Origin of the sequence: Pseudoduganella umbonata, from assembly GCF_014192225.1 — a bacterium.
Taxonomy (GTDB): domain Bacteria; phylum Pseudomonadota; class Gammaproteobacteria; order Burkholderiales; family Burkholderiaceae_D; genus Rugamonas; species Rugamonas umbonata.
On sequence record NZ_JACHXS010000001.1, the window covers coordinates 150440 to 167999 of the forward strand.

General features: G+C 64.5%; 15 protein-coding genes and 1 tRNA gene. 10 read left to right on the plus strand and 6 right to left on the minus strand.

The features are described from left to right. Positions 1–17: 17 nt before the first annotated feature. A tRNA-Arg gene (locus FHS02_RS00625) sits at positions 18–94 on the plus strand. Between the two features lie 152 nt (positions 95–246). On the opposite strand, the gene bla (FHS02_RS00630) is transcribed toward FHS02_RS00625, so the two are convergent. Further along, entirely contained in the window at positions 247–1101 is an 855-nt protein-coding gene (bla, locus tag FHS02_RS00630) for a class A beta-lactamase (RefSeq protein WP_137312325.1), read from the minus strand. A gap of 403 nt (positions 1102–1504) precedes the next feature. Here bla (FHS02_RS00630) and FHS02_RS31290 point away from each other — a divergent pair, with 403 nt between their 5' ends. After that, positions 1505–2863 carry a YihY/virulence factor BrkB family protein gene (locus tag FHS02_RS31290; RefSeq protein ID WP_229422488.1) on the plus strand — a complete coding sequence of 453 codons (1359 nt, stop codon included), beginning with the start codon at positions 1505–1507 and terminating at the stop codon, positions 2861–2863. A 97-nt stretch (positions 2864–2960) separates the two neighbouring features. Here FHS02_RS31290 and FHS02_RS00640 read toward each other — a convergent pair whose 3' ends face one another. The 3 genes from FHS02_RS00640 to FHS02_RS00650 all read right to left on the minus strand — a co-directional run bounded on the left by FHS02_RS00640 (position 2961) and on the right by FHS02_RS00650 (position 5557). Continuing rightward, positions 2961–3419, minus strand: coding sequence for a hypothetical protein (locus FHS02_RS00640; RefSeq protein ID WP_137312326.1), 459 nt, complete (start codon positions 3417–3419; stop codon positions 2961–2963). 237 nt (positions 3420–3656) lie between these two features. Further along, entirely contained in the window at positions 3657–4619 is a 963-nt protein-coding gene (locus tag FHS02_RS00645; protein ID WP_229422489.1) for a D-2-hydroxyacid dehydrogenase, read from the minus strand. Then, entirely contained in the window at positions 4616–5557 is a 942-nt protein-coding gene (locus FHS02_RS00650; RefSeq protein WP_217496887.1) for a LysR family transcriptional regulator, read from the minus strand. Before FHS02_RS00650 ends, FHS02_RS00645 begins: the two co-directional genes overlap by 4 nt. A 202-nt stretch (positions 5558–5759) precedes the next feature. On the opposite strand from FHS02_RS00650, the gene FHS02_RS00655 reads away from it, so the two are divergent. The 8 genes from FHS02_RS00655 to bla (FHS02_RS00690) all read left to right on the plus strand — a co-directional run bounded on the left by FHS02_RS00655 (position 5760) and on the right by bla (FHS02_RS00690) (position 15360). Then, on the plus strand, positions 5760–5969 hold the full coding sequence (locus FHS02_RS00655; RefSeq protein WP_137312328.1) for a hypothetical protein: 210 nt from the start codon (positions 5760–5762) through the stop codon (positions 5967–5969). Then, on the plus strand, positions 5966–6835 hold the full coding sequence (locus tag FHS02_RS00660) for an alpha/beta hydrolase (RefSeq protein WP_137312329.1): 870 nt from the start codon (positions 5966–5968) through the stop codon (positions 6833–6835). Before FHS02_RS00655 ends, FHS02_RS00660 begins: the two co-directional genes overlap by 4 nt. A 197-nt stretch (positions 6836–7032) precedes the next feature. Next, complete coding sequence (locus tag FHS02_RS00665) at positions 7033–8241, plus strand: efflux RND transporter periplasmic adaptor subunit (RefSeq protein ID WP_137312330.1); 1209 nt, start codon at positions 7033–7035, stop codon at positions 8239–8241. A gap of 31 nt (positions 8242–8272) precedes the next feature. After that, entirely contained in the window at positions 8273–11464 is a 3192-nt protein-coding gene (locus tag FHS02_RS00670) for an efflux RND transporter permease subunit (protein ID WP_137312331.1), read from the plus strand. 8 nt (positions 11465–11472) lie between these two features. After that, positions 11473–12966, plus strand: a complete 1494-nt coding sequence (locus FHS02_RS00675; protein ID WP_229422490.1) for an efflux transporter outer membrane subunit — start codon at positions 11473–11475, stop codon at positions 12964–12966. A gap of 287 nt (positions 12967–13253) precedes the next feature. Beyond that, the gene (locus FHS02_RS00680; RefSeq protein ID WP_175424685.1) at positions 13254–13910 is read left to right on the plus strand and encodes a purine nucleoside phosphorylase YfiH/LACC1 family protein; all 657 of its coding nucleotides are present in this window, start codon (positions 13254–13256) and stop codon (positions 13908–13910) included. A 263-nt stretch (positions 13911–14173) separates the two neighbouring features. Beyond that, the gene (locus FHS02_RS00685) at positions 14174–14371 is read left to right on the plus strand and encodes a hypothetical protein (protein ID WP_175424686.1); all 198 of its coding nucleotides are present in this window, start codon (positions 14174–14176) and stop codon (positions 14369–14371) included. A 137-nt stretch (positions 14372–14508) separates the two neighbouring features. Continuing rightward, positions 14509–15360, plus strand: a complete 852-nt coding sequence (gene bla, locus FHS02_RS00690; RefSeq protein ID WP_175424687.1) for a subclass B3 metallo-beta-lactamase — start codon at positions 14509–14511, stop codon at positions 15358–15360. A 94-nt stretch (positions 15361–15454) separates the two neighbouring features. Here bla (FHS02_RS00690) and FHS02_RS00695 read toward each other — a convergent pair whose 3' ends face one another. Beyond that, positions 15455–16723: an MFS family transporter gene (locus tag FHS02_RS00695; RefSeq protein ID WP_137312335.1), complete on the minus strand. Its 1269-nt coding sequence runs from the start codon at positions 16721–16723 to the stop codon at positions 15455–15457. A 267-nt stretch (positions 16724–16990) separates the two neighbouring features. Continuing rightward, positions 16991–17389, minus strand: coding sequence for a hypothetical protein (locus FHS02_RS00700; protein WP_229422491.1), 399 nt, complete (start codon positions 17387–17389; stop codon positions 16991–16993). Positions 17390–17560 lie beyond the last annotated feature (171 nt).

The following is a 17560-nucleotide window of genomic DNA, read 5'->3' on the forward strand; positions in this document are numbered from 1 at the left end:
TTTTACCGAGAAGTTTTGCGGCTGTAGCTCAGCTGGATAGAGTACTTGGCTACGAACCAAGGGGTCGTGGGTTCGATTCCTGCCAGCCGCACCAGAATGTGTCGTAAAGAAAAAGGGACCGGAGCAATCCGGTCCCTTTTTTTCGTCGATTTGCGTCCGCTTCCCATCAAATCAGCGTTTGCTGCATCGGAAGAGTCTGTTCACCACTGCCGGGATGGTCCCGGCAGGGCGGTATGAATCAGCGCGTCAGGCGCCCGTACCCAATCCGAGGCGCGCACCGGCAACCACCACGTCTTCGCGCGAATCGGCATCCTTGTCCGGCTGGTGCGTGAACACCACGACGACCAGCGGTGCGCGGCCGGGCGGGAACACGATGCCGATATCGTTCGTGACGCCGTAGGCGCCGGTACCGGTCTTGTCGCCAACCTGCCAGTTTGCCGGCACGGCTGCGCGGATGCGCCGGTCGCCCGTGGTATTGCCCACCAGCCACTGCTTCAGGCGCTGGCGCTGCGGCGCCGGCAGCGCATCGCCCAACACCAGTTTCTGCAGCGTGCGCGCCATCGCCAGCGGCGTCGTCGTATCGCGCTCGTCGCCGGGGATCGCGGTATTGAGTTCGAGTTCCCAGCGGTCCAGCCGGAACGTCGTGTCGCCGATGCCGCGCATGAAGGCCGTCAGGCCGGCCGGTCCGCCCAGTTCCTTCATCAGCGTGTTCGCCGCGGCGTTGTCGCTGTACTGCACGGTGGCCGCGCACAGCTCCGCCACCGTCATGCCTGTATCCACATGCTTGCCGGTGACGGGAGAGTGGCCGACCAGGTCGGCTTTCGCATAGCGCAGCCGGCGTTCGGCAAAGCCGGGCTCGCGCGCATCGCGGGCCAGCGCCTGGGCCGCAAGGAGCGCCTTGAACGTGCTGCACATGGGGAAGCGTTCATCGAGGCGGTGCCCGCTGGCCGTGCCGGTGGCCGTATCGATGACCGCCACGCCGAGGCGGCCTTTCAGGTCGCGCTCGATGGCGGCGAAGCTGCCCGTGGCGTTCTTGGCAAAGGCGGGGGTGAAGGGCGCGGCGGCGGCCGCGAGCAGCAGGGTACGGCGGGTGATCGTCATGGTGTTCCCGTAGTGGATGGTTCGGGGACGATTGTAGGTGTCGTACCGGAACCGCACCATGGCCGGCGATCCCGCGGGGGCCGCATTTCATCCCAATTTTTCTTGCTGCTGCTTCGCCCGGCGTTACTGCAGCTTCGTCACGGGGCGATGACGATGCCCGGATCCAGGCTGACGGCTGCCGGGCGCACGTGAATGGCCGCTCGCTAAACAGTTTGAAGGTGAATCCGAACTCGAGTCGACGACGGTATCGCAATGATTCGCGCGTCCGGGGCAACTACGTTTAGTACCGCACAGAGCCCACTGCCTTTCTCTCTATAATCAATTGCCGTAATTGTAGGGCGTCAAGTCATTTTTTGCCGCCCACCAGGCTCTCCGGCATGGATACCTATCAGATGAGGAAAAGATGACCCATACCGCTGCAGGAATGCACGACGCCCAAACCGGCATCGCGACCACCGGGCGCCGGACGAATGAGGAATCCGGCACATTGAAATCCAGATCTTCGGACCTGCTCTCTTCCCGGTATGTGCTTGGCGGGGCAGCGCTGGGGCTCGCGGCGGCGGGCTATGCGCTCGTCAGGCGCAAGAAAGCCGCACCAGCCAAGAAAGCCGTACCAATCAAGAAAGCCGCACCAATCAAGAAGGCCCCACCAATCAAGAAAGCCGCACCACGTGATACGGCGCTGGAGCGCAGTGGGGACCATGGCGATATTCTGGCAGTGCTTGGTTCACTTGTTTCACTGGCGGCCTCTTTTGCGTCGGCTACCAGCAATACCAAGGTCAACGCGCCCGCCATCAAAAACGACACACAGGTTGTTCCGGTGCGTTCAGAGGACCACCTGCCTGATGTGAAGGATGCCGAGCCAGCCAAAACCACGACCCCGCGCCCGACGTTCGAACAAACCTCGGCAAGCTGGATTGGCCGGCAGTGGCAAATATGCCTGGCGGCGGGCAATGCATGGATCGATGATTATGCACCGAGCATGGGCGCGGCGCTTTCGTATTACATGCTGTTTTCCCTGGCACCCTTGCTGGTCATCGTCATCGCTATTGCCGGCATTGTATTTGGGCACGATGCGGCCCAAGGCGCAATTATCGCGCAGCTTGGAAGTATCATGGGGGAGGAAGGGGCGACTGCCGTGCAGGGCTTGCTGAATGCCGCACATGAATCGTCGACGGGGATCATTGCCAGCATTACTAGCGGTTTTCTGCTCCTGTTGGGTGCGACTGCGATTTTCAGCGAACTGCAAACTGATCTGGACCGCATCTGGCAGGTGCCGGAAAAAGATAAACCGTCGGGTATCTGGGGGTGGTTACGCAGCCGCGTTCTATCCTTTGGCCTGGTGCTGGGGCTTGCTTTCATGCTGATGATGTCGCTCGTCGTCAGCGCTGCGCTTGCAGCGTCCGGCGAATGGTTGAGCGGTGGTTCGGAAGCGGGAAGCGTTATCGCCAATATATTGAATTTCGCTGCCTCGCTAGGCATCTTCACCGTGCTGTTTGCGATGATTTACAAGATCATGCCAAGCGCGAAGATATCCTGGCACGACGTGTGGACGGGAGCCGCAGTAACTGCCTTGCTCTTCAACGTAGGCAAATCGCTGATTGCATTGTATCTGGCAAAATCCGACGTGGCCTCCGGTTTTGGTGCAGCCGGCTCCATTGTGATTCTCGTCGCGTGGTTCTACTATTCGGCCCAGATTTTCCTGTTTGGTGCTGAATACACGTGGGTGTATGCAAGCAGCAAAGTACGGAGCAAGGACTGATTTCCGAAGGACCGCTGTCGAAGTCCTTCGCTGCTTTCGGCTGCGCGGACCACGAAATACTGCAGACCCGCTCCGAACGCCCGGCTGATGCGGAGGATCAGTCGGCCTCTCGTTCCAGCCAATCGGCGACCAGCGCCGTGACGACGGCCTGCAGCACGTGTACCGCCCAGCGTTCGCCTGCCTTGCGCGGACCGGCCTGCACTTCGCCCTCCGTTATGCCGAGCACAGGCGCGATCCCGGCAATATTGACGGCGTACAGCGCGGTTCCATACAGCGTGCCCAGCGCCACGGGCGACAGGTTTGGCGCCCAGTCGCGCAGCGTTGGCAGGGCCGCCCCGAAGGCCGCCGATGCGCCCAGGTGGTTGGCGAATTCAACGACGCTGGTTCCGGCGTCGCCAATGACGTCGCGTGAGCCGGTCGTGCGGTCGATCCAGTCGACAGCGTCGCGGTCCAGCGTCTTGGTCAGTAGTCCGGTCTTGCGGCCCGCGACCATGAAAGCGGTCGTGACGACGCCGGCGACGAGGCCTCCCACTATGGCGGCTTGGTGCTTTTGCATGAGGATTCCTATCGAAAAGTGAGTAACGGAACGCCCGTCCGGGCGTCGTCCGGTTGCATCTTCACGATACGCGGGGTGCCGGGCGGGATCGGTGCGATGCTGCACCATGCCGAGCTGCGAGCCGCGATGGGACCTGATGCTTGGCCGCAGGATTCCTGGCGCGAGCGATACAGAAACGCAAGGATGTCAGCTGAGTGGTGTCATTCCCGATTGCCGGCGCATCGCACCCGATGCCGCTTACGCCACCCGGTTAACCGGCTCGCCCCGCACGAACGCCTCGATATTGCCGGTCAGCTGATCGGCCAGCCCCTGCATCGCCTCGTGGCTGGCCCACGCATTGTGCGGCGTGAGGATGAAGTTCGGCAGCCGCAATTGCAGCAGCGGATTGCCGGCCGCTGGCGGCTCTTGCGTCAGCACGTCGAAGCCGGCCCCGCCGATCACGCCGCGCGCCAGCGCATCGGCCAGCGCCGCTTCGTCGACCAGGCCGCCGCGCGCGGTATTGATCAACAGCGACGAAGGCTTCATGCGCGCCAGTTCGGCGGCGCCGATCAGGTTGCGCGTGGCATCGGTCAGCGGCGCGTGCAGCGACAGCACGTCGGATGTAGCGAGCAATTCCTCGAAGCCCACGTTGACCACGTCCGCATCCGGCACCGGGGTGCGCGTGTGCACGGCGATCTCCATGCCGAACGCGCGGCCGATCTGCGCCACTTTTCTTCCCAGCGCGCCGTAGCCGAACAGGCCGAGGCGGCTGCCGTGCAGGTCGCGGATTGGGTGATCGAACAGGCAGAAGCGGGGCGCCGCTTCCCATTTGCCCGCTTCCACGTCGGCCCGGTACGCCAGCAGGTTGCGGCGCAGCGCCAGGATCAGCGCGAACGTGTGTTCGGGTACCGCCGCATAGGCGTAGTCGCGGATGTTCGACACCACGATGCCCCGTTCGCGCGCGGCGGCCAGGTCGACGATGTCGGTACCGGTGGCCGCCACCGCGATCATCTTCAGGTTCGGCAACTGCGCCAGCGTGTCCGCGCGCAGCGGCACCTTGTTGGTGATGGCGATCGTCGCATCGGCCAGCCGCCCGGCGGCTTCGGCGGCACTACTGGCGGGGTACTCGGTCCATGCGTGATCGAACGCGGGGCGGCGCACATTGGCGATCACGCTGTCGCGGTCGAGGAAAACGATGGTATGGGGTGCGGTGGAACTCAAGCGGCCTCCGGTAAAGGGTGGGCCGGGCTGCGCAGGCGCATGCCCGGGTGATTGGCAAACAGTTCGGCGACCCATTCGACGAACACGCGCACCTTGGCGGACAAGTGGCGGTTCTGCGGGTAGACGATGTGGACCGGCAGCGGATCGGTAATCCAGTCGGGCAGCAGCTGCACCATGCGGCCGGCACGCACATGCTCCAGCAGCAGGTAATCGGTCATCTGGATCACGCCCAGTCCGGCCAGACCCGCCTGCACATAGGCGTTCGAGTCGTTCAGCGCGATCACGCCGGGCATCGGCACCTGGATACGCTCGCCATCCCTGGTGAAATCCCAGTCGTAGATCTTGCCGGTCTTGGCCGAGAAATAGTTCACGCAGCGGTGCCGCTCGAGATCGCGCGGATGCTGCGGCGCGCCGTACTTGGCCAGGTACGCCGGCGCGGCGCAGGTGACGAAGTGGATCACGCCGATGCGCCGCGCGATCAGCGTGGAGTCGCCCAGTGCGCCGCCGCGCACCGCGCAGTCGACGCCTTCCTCGATCAGGTCCACCGGCCGGTCGGAGCTGCCCAGTTCCAATTGGATGTCCGGATAGCGTTCGAAAAAGCCGGGCAGGGCGGGCACCAGGATTTCGCTGGCCAGGCCGGTCGGCGATTCCACCCGCAACCGGCCGCTGGGCGACAGGCGGGTGCGCGACAGCGACTCCTCGGCATCCTTCACGTCGGACAGGATGCGCAGGCAGCGCTCGTAATAGGCGGCGCCATCGGCCGTCACGCTGACCTGGCGCGTCGTCCGGTGCAGCAGTTTGACCGATAGTGACGTTTCCAGCTGCTGGATCAATGTCGACACGGTGGCCTTCGGCAGCTGCATCAGGTCGGCCGCGCGCGAAAAGCCGCCCGCATCGACAACCTGCACGAAGACTTCCATGGCCTGTAGTTTGTTCACTGCCCCTCCCGGCTTGTTACTTTATTCCAAGGCAATTATCGGAGTGCCGCCCCGTCACGAAGCTGTCATTGTTCGGATTCATGAACAATCAATTCGTCAATGCCGTATTTATCAGATTGTAGATCAAGCCTATGATTACTGCACTGCATCAAAGAAACACTTGCTTGGACAGCGCACTGGAAAGGTCAACGAAAGGCTCATCATGGAACTGCGGAACATTCTCATCATCGTGGCACTGGCGCTGTATGCGCTGGCCATGGCCGGCATCGTCAGCACGGACGCCTACTCGCAGGCGGCAGGCGCCGAAGCGCGCGGCGTGCACGCGCTGATGGCCGAGATGCGTTCCGGCGGCTCCGGCACGGCGATGCTGGCCGATGCGCCGCCTGAAGTTTCCCGCGGGGTGGCCCGGTGAACGGTGTCGAGGGCCTGGTGCCGCTGGCCGGCGACCTGGTGCTGCGCGACCTGGAAGTGGGCGGCGCGGAAGGGCCGTTGCCGGCGCGCCTGTACCTGGCCGGCGCGCCCGCCACGAAGCGCGATACGCTGGTCGTGTTCTTCCACGGCGGCGGCTTCGTTGGCGGTTCCATCGACGAGGCGGACGATTTCCTGTCCCGCATGGTCAGCGGCGACCGCGCCCAGGTTGCGCTGTCCGCCGGCTACACGCTGGCCTCCGTAAAACCGTTTCCGGCCGCGGTGGAGGATGCCCATGCGCTGCTGCTGTGGGCGAAGAAGAACAAATCGAAGCTGTCCTGGAACGGCCGGCGCCTGGTGGTGGCCGGCATCGAGGCCGGCGCCAACCTGGCTGCCGTGGTGGCGCTGATGTCGCGCGACCGTGGCGGGCCGCCGCTGGCCGGCCAGGTGCTGATCATGCCGATGCTCGATCCGGCGCTGTCCACCTGCTCGATGCGCGAAATGCCGGTGTGCCGCGACAAGGCGGCCATCGTCGACCGGGTGGCCGATACCTGCGCCGCCGGCTATCGCGGCTACCTGCCGAATGCCGCCGACCGCAGCCACCCCTATGCGTCGCCTTTGCAATCGTCGCGGCTGAAGAACCTGCCGCCGGCCCTGATCCTGTCCGCCGAGGACGATCCATTGCGCGACGAGGCTGAACAATACGGCGCAAAACTCATCCAATGCGGCATCACCACCACGGTGAAACGGCTGCCGCCGCCACCGCTCGAACAGCCGGGCGGGCGCAACGACTGTGCCTGTGTCTTTGCACTGACCGAGATTACCGCGTTCATCCGCGGCGCCGATGGGACGGAGACCCCACCAGCCTGAAGGATATATAAATAAAAACGTTTACTTATCGTCGGGCTGGCGATATAGTGAAACGATCCAATTCCAGTAACCAATAGTAACAACGCGCTGCGAAGAAACCCTTCCAGCCGTGGTGGGCCCGCTTTTGCTCCCGATTTCGGGAGTGGAGAATGGCAACGCAAAGTTATTAATATTTTTCATACAAAAAGGGGTTAAAAATGAAAAACACGAATAAATTGACAGCACTCGTGCGACCGATCGTCGGGGTATTGGCTGCTGCCGGCATCGCGATCACGCTGGCCGGCTGTGAAGACGCCACCGGCAAGACGGCGGACGCTCCTGCTGCCAGCGCTGCCGGCGGCCCGCCCATTTCCGCAGCACTGGTGATTGAAAAGCCGGTCGCGGAAACCCAGGAATTCTCCGGGCGCCTGGAAGCCATCGACCGGGTCGAGATCCGCTCGCGCGTCTCCGGCTTCATCACCGCGGTGAACTTCAAGCCGGGCGGCGAAGTCAAGAAGGGCGACGTGCTGTTCGTGATCGATCCCCGGCCATACCAGGCCGAAGCGGACCGTGCCGAAGCCGCCGCCGCATCGGCGCGTGCCCGCGCCGAACTGGCCCGGGTGGAACTGACCCGCGCCGAACGCCTGCTGGCCGACAAGGCTATCGCGCAGCGTGAATTCGACGAGCGCGCGGCAAGCCAGAAGGAACTGGAAGCCAGTGCCCGCGCCGCGCAGGCCCAGTCCGCGGCGGCGAAGCTGAACCTGTCGTACACCCGCGTCACGTCGCCGATCGACGGCCGCGTGTCGAAGGCCGAGATCACGCTGGGCAACCTGGTCGACGCTTCTGCCGTGCTGACCTCCGTCGTTTCGCTGGACAAGATCTACGCCAGCTTCGATGGCGACGAGGATACCTACCTGCGCGTGGGCGCCCAGAACCACAAGGGCGAACCGGTGCTGGTAAAAGTGGGCCTGGCCAACGAGGAAGGCTTTCCGCATGAAGGCAAGCTCGAATTCGTCGACAACCAGCTCGACACGCAGACCGGTTCCGTACGCATGCGCGCCACGTTCGACAACAAGGACCGCGCGCTGGTGCCTGGCCTGTTCGCCCGCGTGCAGCTGGGCGGCGGCAGCGCCATCCGCAATGCGGTGCTGATCAACGACCGCGCCGTGGGCACGGACCAGAACCGCAAGTTCGTCTTCGTGGTGGGCCCCGACAACAAGGCCGAGTACCGCGCCGTCAAGCTGGGTCCGACCGTCGATGGCCTGCGCGTCGTGAAAGAGGGCCTGAAGGTGAACGAGAAGATCGTCGTCAACGGCCTGCAGCGCGTTCGCCCCGGGGCACCCGTCACGCCGCAGATGGTGCCGATGGATGCCGAAGTGGCCAAGGCGCAGGACAACAAGAAGGATGCCAAGGTGGCCGCGCTGTAAGGCGCCGCCTGGCTAAAACCAAGGAACAACCATGAACTTCTCACGCTTTTTTGTCGATAAACCGATCTTCGCGGCCGTGCTGTCGATCCTCGTGTTCGTCGCGGGCCTGATCTCCATCTTCAAGCTGCCCATTTCCGAATATCCGGACGTGGTGCCGCCATCGGTCGTCGTGCGCGCCCAGTATCCGGGCGCGGATCCGAAGATCATCGCCGAAACGGTCGCCGCGCCGCTCGAGGAACAGATCAACGGCGTCGAAAACATGCTGTACATGTCGTCGCAGAATACCTCCGACGGCGCGCTGCAGCTGACGGTGACGTTCGCGATCGGCACCAACGTCGAGCAGGCCGAGACGGCCGTGCAGAACCGCGTGCAGCGTGCGCTGCCGCGCCTGCCGGAAGAGGTGCGCCAGATCGGCGTCACCACCGTGAAATCGTCGCCGAACCTGACGATGGTGGTCCACCTGAATTCGCCGGACGGCCGCTACGACGACCTGTACCTGCGCAATTACGCGGTCCTCAACATCAAGGACCAGCTGGCCCGCATCCATGGCATGGGCGAAGTCCAGCTGTTCGGTTCCGGCGACTACGCGATGCGCGTGTGGCTCGATCCGCAAAAGGTGGCGGCGCGCGGACTCACGTCCGGCGAAGTGGTCGATGCGATCCGCGAGCAGAACGTGCAGGTCGCGGCCGGTGTGATCGGCCAGGGTCCGTCCAAGGATGCCGACTTCCAGCTCACCGTCAAGACGCAGGGCCGCCTGTCGACGATCGAGGAATTCGGCGACATCGTCGTCAAGGCCGGCGCCGATGGCGCGGTCACGCGCCTGAAAGACCTGGCGCGCCTGGAAATGGGCTCGAACTCGTATGCGCTGCGCTCGCTGCTGAACAACAAGTCGGCGGTGGCGATTCCCATCTTCGAGGCGCCCAATGCCAACGCGCTGCAGCTGTCGACCGACGTGCGGGCGACGATGGAACGGCTGTCGAAGGATTTCCCGGAAGGCGTCGAATACAGCATCGTGTACGACCCGACCCAATTCGTGCGTGAATCGATCGATTCCGTGATCCACACGCTGATCGAAGCGGTGGTGCTGGTTGCCCTGGTGGTGATCATCTTCCTGCAGACCTGGCGCGCTTCGATCATCCCGCTGCTGGCCGTGCCGGTGTCGGTGGTGGGTACCTTTGCCGTGATGATGATGTTCGGCTTCTCGATCAACACGCTGTCGCTGTTCGGCCTCGTGCTGGCGATCGGTATCGTCGTCGACGATGCGATCGTGGTGGTGGAAAACGTCGAGCGCAACATCGAGAACGGCTTGAGCCCGCGCGACGCGACGATCCAGGCCATGAAGGAAGTGTCCGGCCCGATCATCGCCATTGCGCTGGTGCTGTGCGCCGTGTTCGTGCCGATCGCCTTCGTGTCCGGCCTGACGGGCCAGTTCTACCGCCAGTTCGCGCTGACCATCGCCATCTCGACTGTGATCTCGGCCTTCTCGTCGCTGACCCTGGCGCCGGCATTGTCCGCCGCGCTGCTGAAGGGCCACCACGAGCCGAAGGATGCGCTGACGCGCGGCATGGACAAGGTGTTCGGCGGCTTCTTCCGCGTGTTCAACAAGTTCTTCAACCGCTCGGCCCACAAGTACGAGAACGGCGTCAAGGGCGTGCTGCGTCACAAGGGTGCCTCGCTGGTCATGTACGCACTGCTGGGTGCCGCCGGCCTGTTCATGTTCAAGGCCGTGCCGCCGGGCTTCGTGCCGGCGCAGGACAAGCAGTACCTGATCGGCTTTGCGCAACTGCCCGATGCCGCTTCGCTGGACCGCACCGATGAAGTGATCCGCAAAATGTCGACCATCGCCGAAAGCATTCCCGGCGTGGAAAACTCGATCTCGTTCCCGGGGCTGTCGATCAACGGGTTCACCAATGCGCCGAACGCCGGCATCGTGTTCCTGGGCCTGGCGCCGTTCGACCAGCGCAAGGACAAGAGCAAGTCGGCCGAAGCGATTGCCGCCGAGATGAACAAGCGCATGGGCGCGGTGCAGGATGCCTTCGTGATGGTGCTGCCACCGCCGCCGGTCAACGGCCTGGGCACGACGGGCGGCTTCAAGCTGATGATCGAAGACCGCGGCAACCTGGGGTACGACGAACTGTACAAGGCGGTGCAGGCGGTGCAGGCCAAGGCCGGACAGGAACCGCGGCTGCAGGGCGTGTTCTCGGGCTACCAGATCAACGTGCCGCAGCTGTTCGCCGACGTGGACCGCGTGAAGGCGAAACAGCTGGGCGTGCCGCTGCAGACCATCTACCAGACCCTGCAGATCAACCTGGGCTCGCTGTACGTGAACGACTTCAACCAGTTCGGCCGTACCTACCAGGTGCGTGTGCAGGCCGATGCCCAGTTCCGTTCGCAGCCCGAGCAGATCGCGCAGCTGAAGGTGAAGAACGACAAGGGCGAGATGATTCCGCTGTCGTCGCTGATGCGCGTGAAGGACACGTATGGCCCCGACCGCGTGCAGCGCTACAACAACTACGTGGCGGCGGACCTGAACGGCGGCCCGGCACCCGGTATCTCGTCCGGCCAGGCGCAGGCGATCATGGACCAGATCCTGCGCGACACGCTGCCGAAGGGGATCACGTATGAATGGACCGACCTGACGTACCAGGACATCCTGGCCGGCAATACGATGATCTACGTGTTCCCGCTGTGCGTGCTGCTGGTGTTCCTGGTGCTGGCCGCGCAGTACGAAAGCTGGACGCTGCCGCTGGCCGTGATCCTGATCGTGCCGATGTCGATCCTGTGCGCGCTGATCGGCGTGAAGCTGACCGGTGGCGACAACAACATCTTTACCCAGATCGCGCTCTTTGTGCTGGTCGGTCTCGCGTCGAAGAACGCGATCCTGATCGTTGAATTTGCACGCGAGCTGGAAGATCACGGGCGCAGCGTCGTCGACGCCGCACTGGAGGCTTGCCGCCTGCGTCTGCGCCCCATCCTGATGACGTCGATCGCATTCATCATGGGCGTGCTGCCGCTGGTGTTCTCCAGTGGCGCGGGTGCCGAGATGCGCCATGCGATGGGCGTCGCCGTGTTTGCCGGCATGCTGGGCGTGACGTTCTTCGGCCTGTTCCTGACGCCGGTGTTCTACGTGCTGCTGCGCACGCTGGCCAAGCGCATGGAAAAGAAAAACGTGCCGGCGCACGACGAAGTGGCGCTGGTGAAAATGGAAGGGACCCACGGATGAACAAGCTCATGAACACGCTCACTGCGCGGGGTGTCGCACCCCTGGTTGCCGCGCTGGTGTTGACCGCCTGCGCCGCGCCTGAATTCAAGCAACCCGCCGTCGAGGTGCCGGCGGCCTTCAAGGAAACCCAGTCGGCCGCGCAGTCTGCCGATCCTGTAAAAGTGGCTGCCGACGGCACGCGCTGGAAAGAGGCGCAGCCGGCCGAACAGCAGCCGCGCGGCGAATGGTGGCTGGCGTTCAACGACCCGGCCCTGAACGAGCTGATGGCAGAGGCGATTCGCAATAACGCCAACCTGACCGTCGCCGCAGCGCGGGTGAAGCAGGCACGCGCCATCGCCGGCATCGCCGAAGCGGACCGCATTCCGCAGGTCGGCGTCGGCGTCGGTGCCAGCCGCTCGCAGCAGTCCCCGCAGGAAGCGGGCCTGCCGCAAGGCGCGCGGATGGCGCCGGGCACCAGCTACAACGCCCGGCTGACGGCCAGTTATGAAGTGGACCTGTTCGGCCGCGTGTCGTCGAACGTGGCGGCGGCACGCAACGACGCGGCGACGGTGGAAGCGAATTACCGCTCCGTGCTGCTGTCGCTGCAGGCCGACGTGGCCCAGACCTGGTTCCGCCTGCGGGCCACGGACGCCGAACTGGCGACCGTGGCGCAGACGGTCCGCCTGCGCGAGGAAAACGTCAAGGTCAACCAGCGGCGCTTCGACCTGGGCGACATCGGCGAATTCGACCTGTCGCGCGCAAAAACGGAACTGGCGACGTCGCGCGCCGAGGCGATCGGGCTGCAACGGCAGCGCACGAATGCCGAGCACTCGCTGGCGGTGCTGCTGGGGAAACCGGCGGCATCCTTCAGCGCCACCGAGAATCCGCTGACCGAAGGCGGCATGCTGCCGGCAATTCCGGGCGGCCTGCCATCGTCGCTGCTGGAGCGCCGGCCCGACATCGCCGCCGCCCAGCGCGCGATGGAGGCGTCGAACGCCCGCATCGGCGTGGCCCGTTCGGCGATGTTCCCGGCGCTGACGATCAGCGCCGACGGCGGCGGCGTGGGCCCGGCGTTCTCCGACGTATTCCGCTGGAGCAGCCGCTCCTGGCTGCTGGGCGCACTGCTGTCGATGCCCGTCATCGACGGCGGCCGCAACCGCGCCAACATCACGCGCAGCGAAGCGGTACTGGAAGAATCGGTGGGCACGTACCGGCAAACCGTCCTGAGCGCGTTCGCCGAGGTCGAGGACAACCTGGCCGGCTTGCGCATCCTGTCCGGCCAGACGGCGCAGATCGACGACGCCGTGGTCTCCGCCCGGCGCTCCGCCGACCTGGCGCAAAAGCTGTACGACGCCGGCCGCTCCAGCTACCTCGAGCTGCTGGACGCCCAGCGCAACCTGGCAATCGTCGAACGCACCGCCGTGCAGCTGCGCGGCGACCGGGCCATCACCACCGTCGCGCTGATCCGCGCCCTCGGCGGCGGCTGGGACGCCCCCGTCAACACCGCCCAGGCGCGCAACTGAGTAACCCCACGTAGTCCCTTGCGGCGGCTCCCCCCGGAGCCGCCGTTTTTTTTGGCGTCATAGCCCAGCTGGTCTCAAAACAACACCGGGGACAGTCCCCACAGGAGGGACAGTCCCCACAGGAGGGACAGTCCCCACAGGAGGGACAGTCCCCACAGGAGGGACAGTCCCCACGGGAGGGACAGTCCCCAGGTTTTTTACAACAATTTCGCAAAATCCCGGACTGCGCCCGAATTCCGGAAATATTTCTTCGCTATCATGCGGCGGTCGAAACCCGGGGGAAGCTCGTGATCACCAGCACATTACTCAGCAGTATTCCAGGCATTGTCCATGGTTTCGCTACCGACGCCCAACTCGTGCCGCACGTGCTGCAGCCGGTCTGGGAGCGGCGGCCGGACAAGAAGCAGGTGCACGGTACGCGTGCGGTGCGGATCGACAGCCAGCGCCATCGCGCGGGGGAGGCTGACGCGTTCCACACGCAGCGGCCGGGCATCCCTGTCTCGGTCATCACGGCCGATTGCGTGCCGCTGCTGCTGGCGCGGCGGGACGGCGGCCATGTGGCGGCCGTGCACGCGGGCTGGCGCGGGCTGTCCGACGGCATCATCCCGCATGTGCTGGCGGAGATTGGGGCAGGGGATGACTGGGTGGCGGCGGTCGGACCGACGATCTGCGCCAGCTGCTATGAAGTCAGCGAAGAGCTGGCGCAGCGCTTCGCCCGGCAGTTCCACGGCATTCCCGCAGCGGAGCTGCTGCCGCGCCACCGCCATCTGAACCTGCGGGTCATCGCAGACAGCCAGTTGCGGCAGGCTGGCGTGACGGAGATCGAGCACGTGGGTGGCTGCACCTGCTGCGCGCGCGACGGGGCAGGCACGCTGCTGTTCCGCAGCTATCGCCGGGGTGACCGCAACTCCCAGCAGCATGCGGGCCTGTTTATCAAAGAGTGACAACGCGAGCGATGACAGCGGTGCCGGCACGGCCATTGCCTTGGCATGTCGATCGCGTGCCTGCTGCGGCGCCTTCTCCAGACGCCGCGTTGCATGAATGATTCGCCAACCTGGCTGGTACTTGAAAAAGCCGATGTGCTCGTGCGACCATTCCTGCACAGGCAGCCGGTCCGTGGTGGCCTGGTCGACTTGCGCCGGCGGCGAGACTCCTGCCGCGCGCGGGATTCACCAACCGATAGGAGGATGCTTACATGATTCAGCAGATGAGATTCGCCGTCCCGGGCAGGCACGTCTGGTGGATCGTCGCCGGAGCGATGGGCGGCTGCACCGGCCTTGCGCTCGACTTGTCGGCCACGGGCGCACTGTCCGGCGAGGCCGCGAAATGGGGCTGCATCGGTGCGCTGTTCGGCGCCGCCGTCGGTGTTGCATCGCTATTGCGCAACGCGTTGAATCGACGGTAGGCTTGCCCGAAGGCGGCACGACGGCCGAAGCGATGTGCCGGCGATGGGATGAACGGTCCTTTCGACGGGGCCGCCGCCATGGCAATCGCACTGTCCGGTCCCTAGAATGGCGGCTCCATTCAACCCGACCGGAACACATGAAAAACACACTGATCGCCATCGCCTGCCTCGGCATCGCAGCCTTTGCGCACGGCGCCGACTGGGACGAGCCGCAAGAGCCGTTCGCCCTCTACGGCAATACGTACTACGTTGGCCCGAAAGGCGTCGCCGCGGTGCTGGTGACGTCGCCCGCCGGCCATATCCTGATCGATGCGGGCTCGCCGAAGTCGCCCGCCGCCATCGCCGCCAGCATCCGCAAGCTGGGCTTCAAGGTCGAAGACGTCAAGTACATCCTGACGTCGCACGAACATGGCGATCACGTGGGCGGCGCGGCTGCGCTGCAGGCGATGACGGGTGCCACGGTGATCGGCAGCGCGAAAAGCACGCCGGTGCTGGCGAGCGGCAAGCCGAATCCGGCCGATCCGCAATTCGGCAGCCTGTCCGACACGCTGCCCGTGGCGAAAACCCGCACGGTGCGCGATGGCGAAACGGTCACACTGGGACCGCTGTCAATCACGGCACACGCCACGCCCGGCCACACGCCGGGGGGCCTGTCGTGGACGTGGCAGTCGGCCGAGAATGGCCGCGCCGCGAACATGGTCTACGCGGACAGCCTGAACGCCTTCGGCCTGCACGGCTTCCGCTACGGCGGCGACGCGCGCTGGCCCGAAGCGCGCCAGCAGCTGGAAGCGTCGATCGCGAAGGTTGCCGCCTTCCCGTGCGACGTGCTGGTATCCAACCACCCCGACCTGGGCGGGTTATGGGAGCGCAAGGAGCAGGCCGCGCAGCGCGGCAGCGCGGCGTTCATCGATACCGGGGCATGCCGCAAGTATGCGGAACGGAGCCGGAAACGGCTGGCCAAGCAGCTGCAGGAAGAACAAAACCGGTGACAGACACCGGTTTTCGGGAAACATTTCCAGAAAACTGGTGTCTGTCACCGGTTTTTCTACCGGGTCCGCCAGCGATTCCGCAGCGCTGGTCGGCTCATGCCTTCAGGTAGCCATGCCGGCGCGAGTCGGGCATGATCCAGGAGGCGGCAAGGGCGATCGCGCAGATGATGGCCACGTACCAGAAGAACGCGCTTTCGTGGCCCTGCGACTTGAACAGCAGGGCGACGTATTCGGCGGTGCCGCCGAAGGCCGCGTTGCCGATCGCGTAGGACAGCCCGACGGCCAGCGCGCGGATCTCCGGCGGGAACATTTCGGCCTTGACGATGCCGCTGATCGACGTGTAGAAGCTCACGCCCACCAGCGCCGTCAGCACCAGGGCAAAGGCATGCGTCGGCGCCTGGACCTGGCCGATGGCCGTCATCAGCGGCACGGTGCCGACCATCGTCAGCACACCGAAGATGATCATCATCGTGCGCCGTCCGATGCGGTCCGACAGCGCGCCGAACAGCGGCTGGATCAGCATGAAGCAGAACAGCACGGCCGTCATCACCAGCGTCGCCGTCTCGGCATCCATGTGCGCGGTGTTGACGAGGTACTTCTGCATGTACGTCGTGTACGTGTAGAACGCCAGCGAACCGCCGGCCGTGTAGCCGAGCACCGTCAGCAGCGCGCGCGGATGTTCCAGCACGCCGCGGATCGTGCCGGCCTTTTCGCTCTTGCTCGCTTCGGTCGCGGTTTCCACCAGCGCGCGGCGCAGGAACAGCGCCACCAGCGCGGCCGCCGCGCCAATGAAGAAGGGGATGCGCCAGCCCCAGGCCCGCATCTCGTCGGGCGTCAGAAATTGCAGCAGTCCGACCAGCACCAGCGTGGCGAGCAACTGGCCGCCGATCAGCGTCACGTACTGGAACGACGCATAGAAACCCCGCTTGCCGGCCACGGCCACCTCGCTCATGTAGGTTGCGCTGGTGCCGTATTCGCCGCCCACCGACAGGCCCTGGATCAGCCGCGCCAGCAGCAGCAGGAACGGTGCCCAGAATCCGATGCTGGCATAGGTGGGCAGCAGGCCCACCATCAGCGAGCCAAAGCACATCAGCAGCACCGACGTCATCATCGACGTGCGCCGGCCCAGCCGGTCGGCAATCCGCCCGAACAGCCAGCCGCCGAGCGGCCGCATGAAGAAGCCCACGGCAAAGATGCCGGCCGTGTTGAGCAGCTGCGACGTGGGATCCCCTTTCGGGAAAAACGCCGCGGCGAAATACAGCGAGGTAAACGAGTACGCGTAAAAGTCGTACCACTCGACCAGGTTACCGGACGAGGCGCCGACGATGGAGAGGATGGGGCTGTGGATCTTGTGGTCGCTCATGATGAAGGCTGTTCCAAAAAACGGCTTTTATCATAGCGGCCCCGGCGGCGGGACGCGCGCCCGATTGGGATGGGCAACGGCCTGGCCGGAAGAGGTAAGGATCGGAAAAATCTCGCAGGAAACCCGCAGGCAATTTTGTGCGCCGATGTTGTGCGCCGATGCGGGCGCCAAAAAAAAGCCCGTGCGCAAGGCACGGGCAAGGGAGCCGTTGTTGTTCTGTGCTCTACATCGTTGATGCCGTTTTGTGCTCTGAGAGTAGCGACGGTTTTACTTTGTCTGCGGTGCGTGCGTCAGGTGCGCATGCGAATCTTCCTTGGCCTCGGCCTTCGCCTTGGCGGCCTTTTCAGTTGCCTTGGCCTTTTTTTCCTTGGCGTCCGCCTTGGCTTCGGCTACGTCCTTCTTCGCTTCAGCCTTTTCCTTGGCGAGCTTGGCATCGGCCTTGGCGGTTTCCCTGGCTTCCTTGGCATCCGCCTTGGCGACTTCCGTCTGTTCTTTCGCCGCTTCTTTCGCCGCTTCTTTCGCGTGTGCCGTTTCTGCATGCGCGGCTGCGGCCGGAGAGGTGGCAGGCGCGGTCGACTGGGCGAACGCGGCGCCGGCGAACAGGCCTGCAATCAGGGTGGCAGCTACTTTGGTGGCGATTGCATTTTTCATGATTGCTTTGTTCATGGCGAAGTCCTTGTCTGCTTGGTTGGTGATACTCGTCCTGGTACTCATCGGTATGACACGCCGCATCGGGTGTCACTGGGCAGAAAACGCCACCCGTCCGCACAACGTTGACCGGCTTTACATCTGTTACAAATCACGGTCTTCCGCGCTGCTTCTGTTACCTGACGAACG

What these genes read in the sequence shown, in the direction of transcription:
- bla (WP_137312325.1), bottom strand. Translation starts at nt 1,101, where the DNA reads ATGACGATCACCCGCCGTACCCTGCTGCTCGCGGCCGCCGCCGCGCCC.
- FHS02_RS31290 (WP_229422488.1), top strand. Translation starts at nt 1,505, where the DNA reads ATGACCCATACCGCTGCAGGAATGCACGACGCCCAAACCGGCATCGCG.
- FHS02_RS00640 (WP_137312326.1), bottom strand. Translation starts at nt 3,419, where the DNA reads ATGCAAAAGCACCAAGCCGCCATAGTGGGAGGCCTCGTCGCCGGCGTC.
- FHS02_RS00655 (WP_137312328.1), top strand. Translation starts at nt 5,760, where the DNA reads ATGGAACTGCGGAACATTCTCATCATCGTGGCACTGGCGCTGTATGCG.
- FHS02_RS00665 (WP_137312330.1), top strand. Translation starts at nt 7,033, where the DNA reads ATGAAAAACACGAATAAATTGACAGCACTCGTGCGACCGATCGTCGGG.
- FHS02_RS00670 (WP_137312331.1), top strand. Translation starts at nt 8,273, where the DNA reads ATGAACTTCTCACGCTTTTTTGTCGATAAACCGATCTTCGCGGCCGTG.
- FHS02_RS00675 (WP_229422490.1), top strand. Translation starts at nt 11,473, where the DNA reads ATGAACACGCTCACTGCGCGGGGTGTCGCACCCCTGGTTGCCGCGCTG.
- FHS02_RS00685 (WP_175424686.1), top strand. Translation starts at nt 14,174, where the DNA reads ATGAGATTCGCCGTCCCGGGCAGGCACGTCTGGTGGATCGTCGCCGGA.
- bla (WP_175424687.1), top strand. Translation starts at nt 14,509, where the DNA reads ATGAAAAACACACTGATCGCCATCGCCTGCCTCGGCATCGCAGCCTTT.
- FHS02_RS00695 (WP_137312335.1), bottom strand. Translation starts at nt 16,723, where the DNA reads ATGAGCGACCACAAGATCCACAGCCCCATCCTCTCCATCGTCGGCGCC.
- FHS02_RS00700 (WP_229422491.1), bottom strand. Translation starts at nt 17,389, where the DNA reads ATGAACAAAGCAATCATGAAAAATGCAATCGCCACCAAAGTAGCTGCC.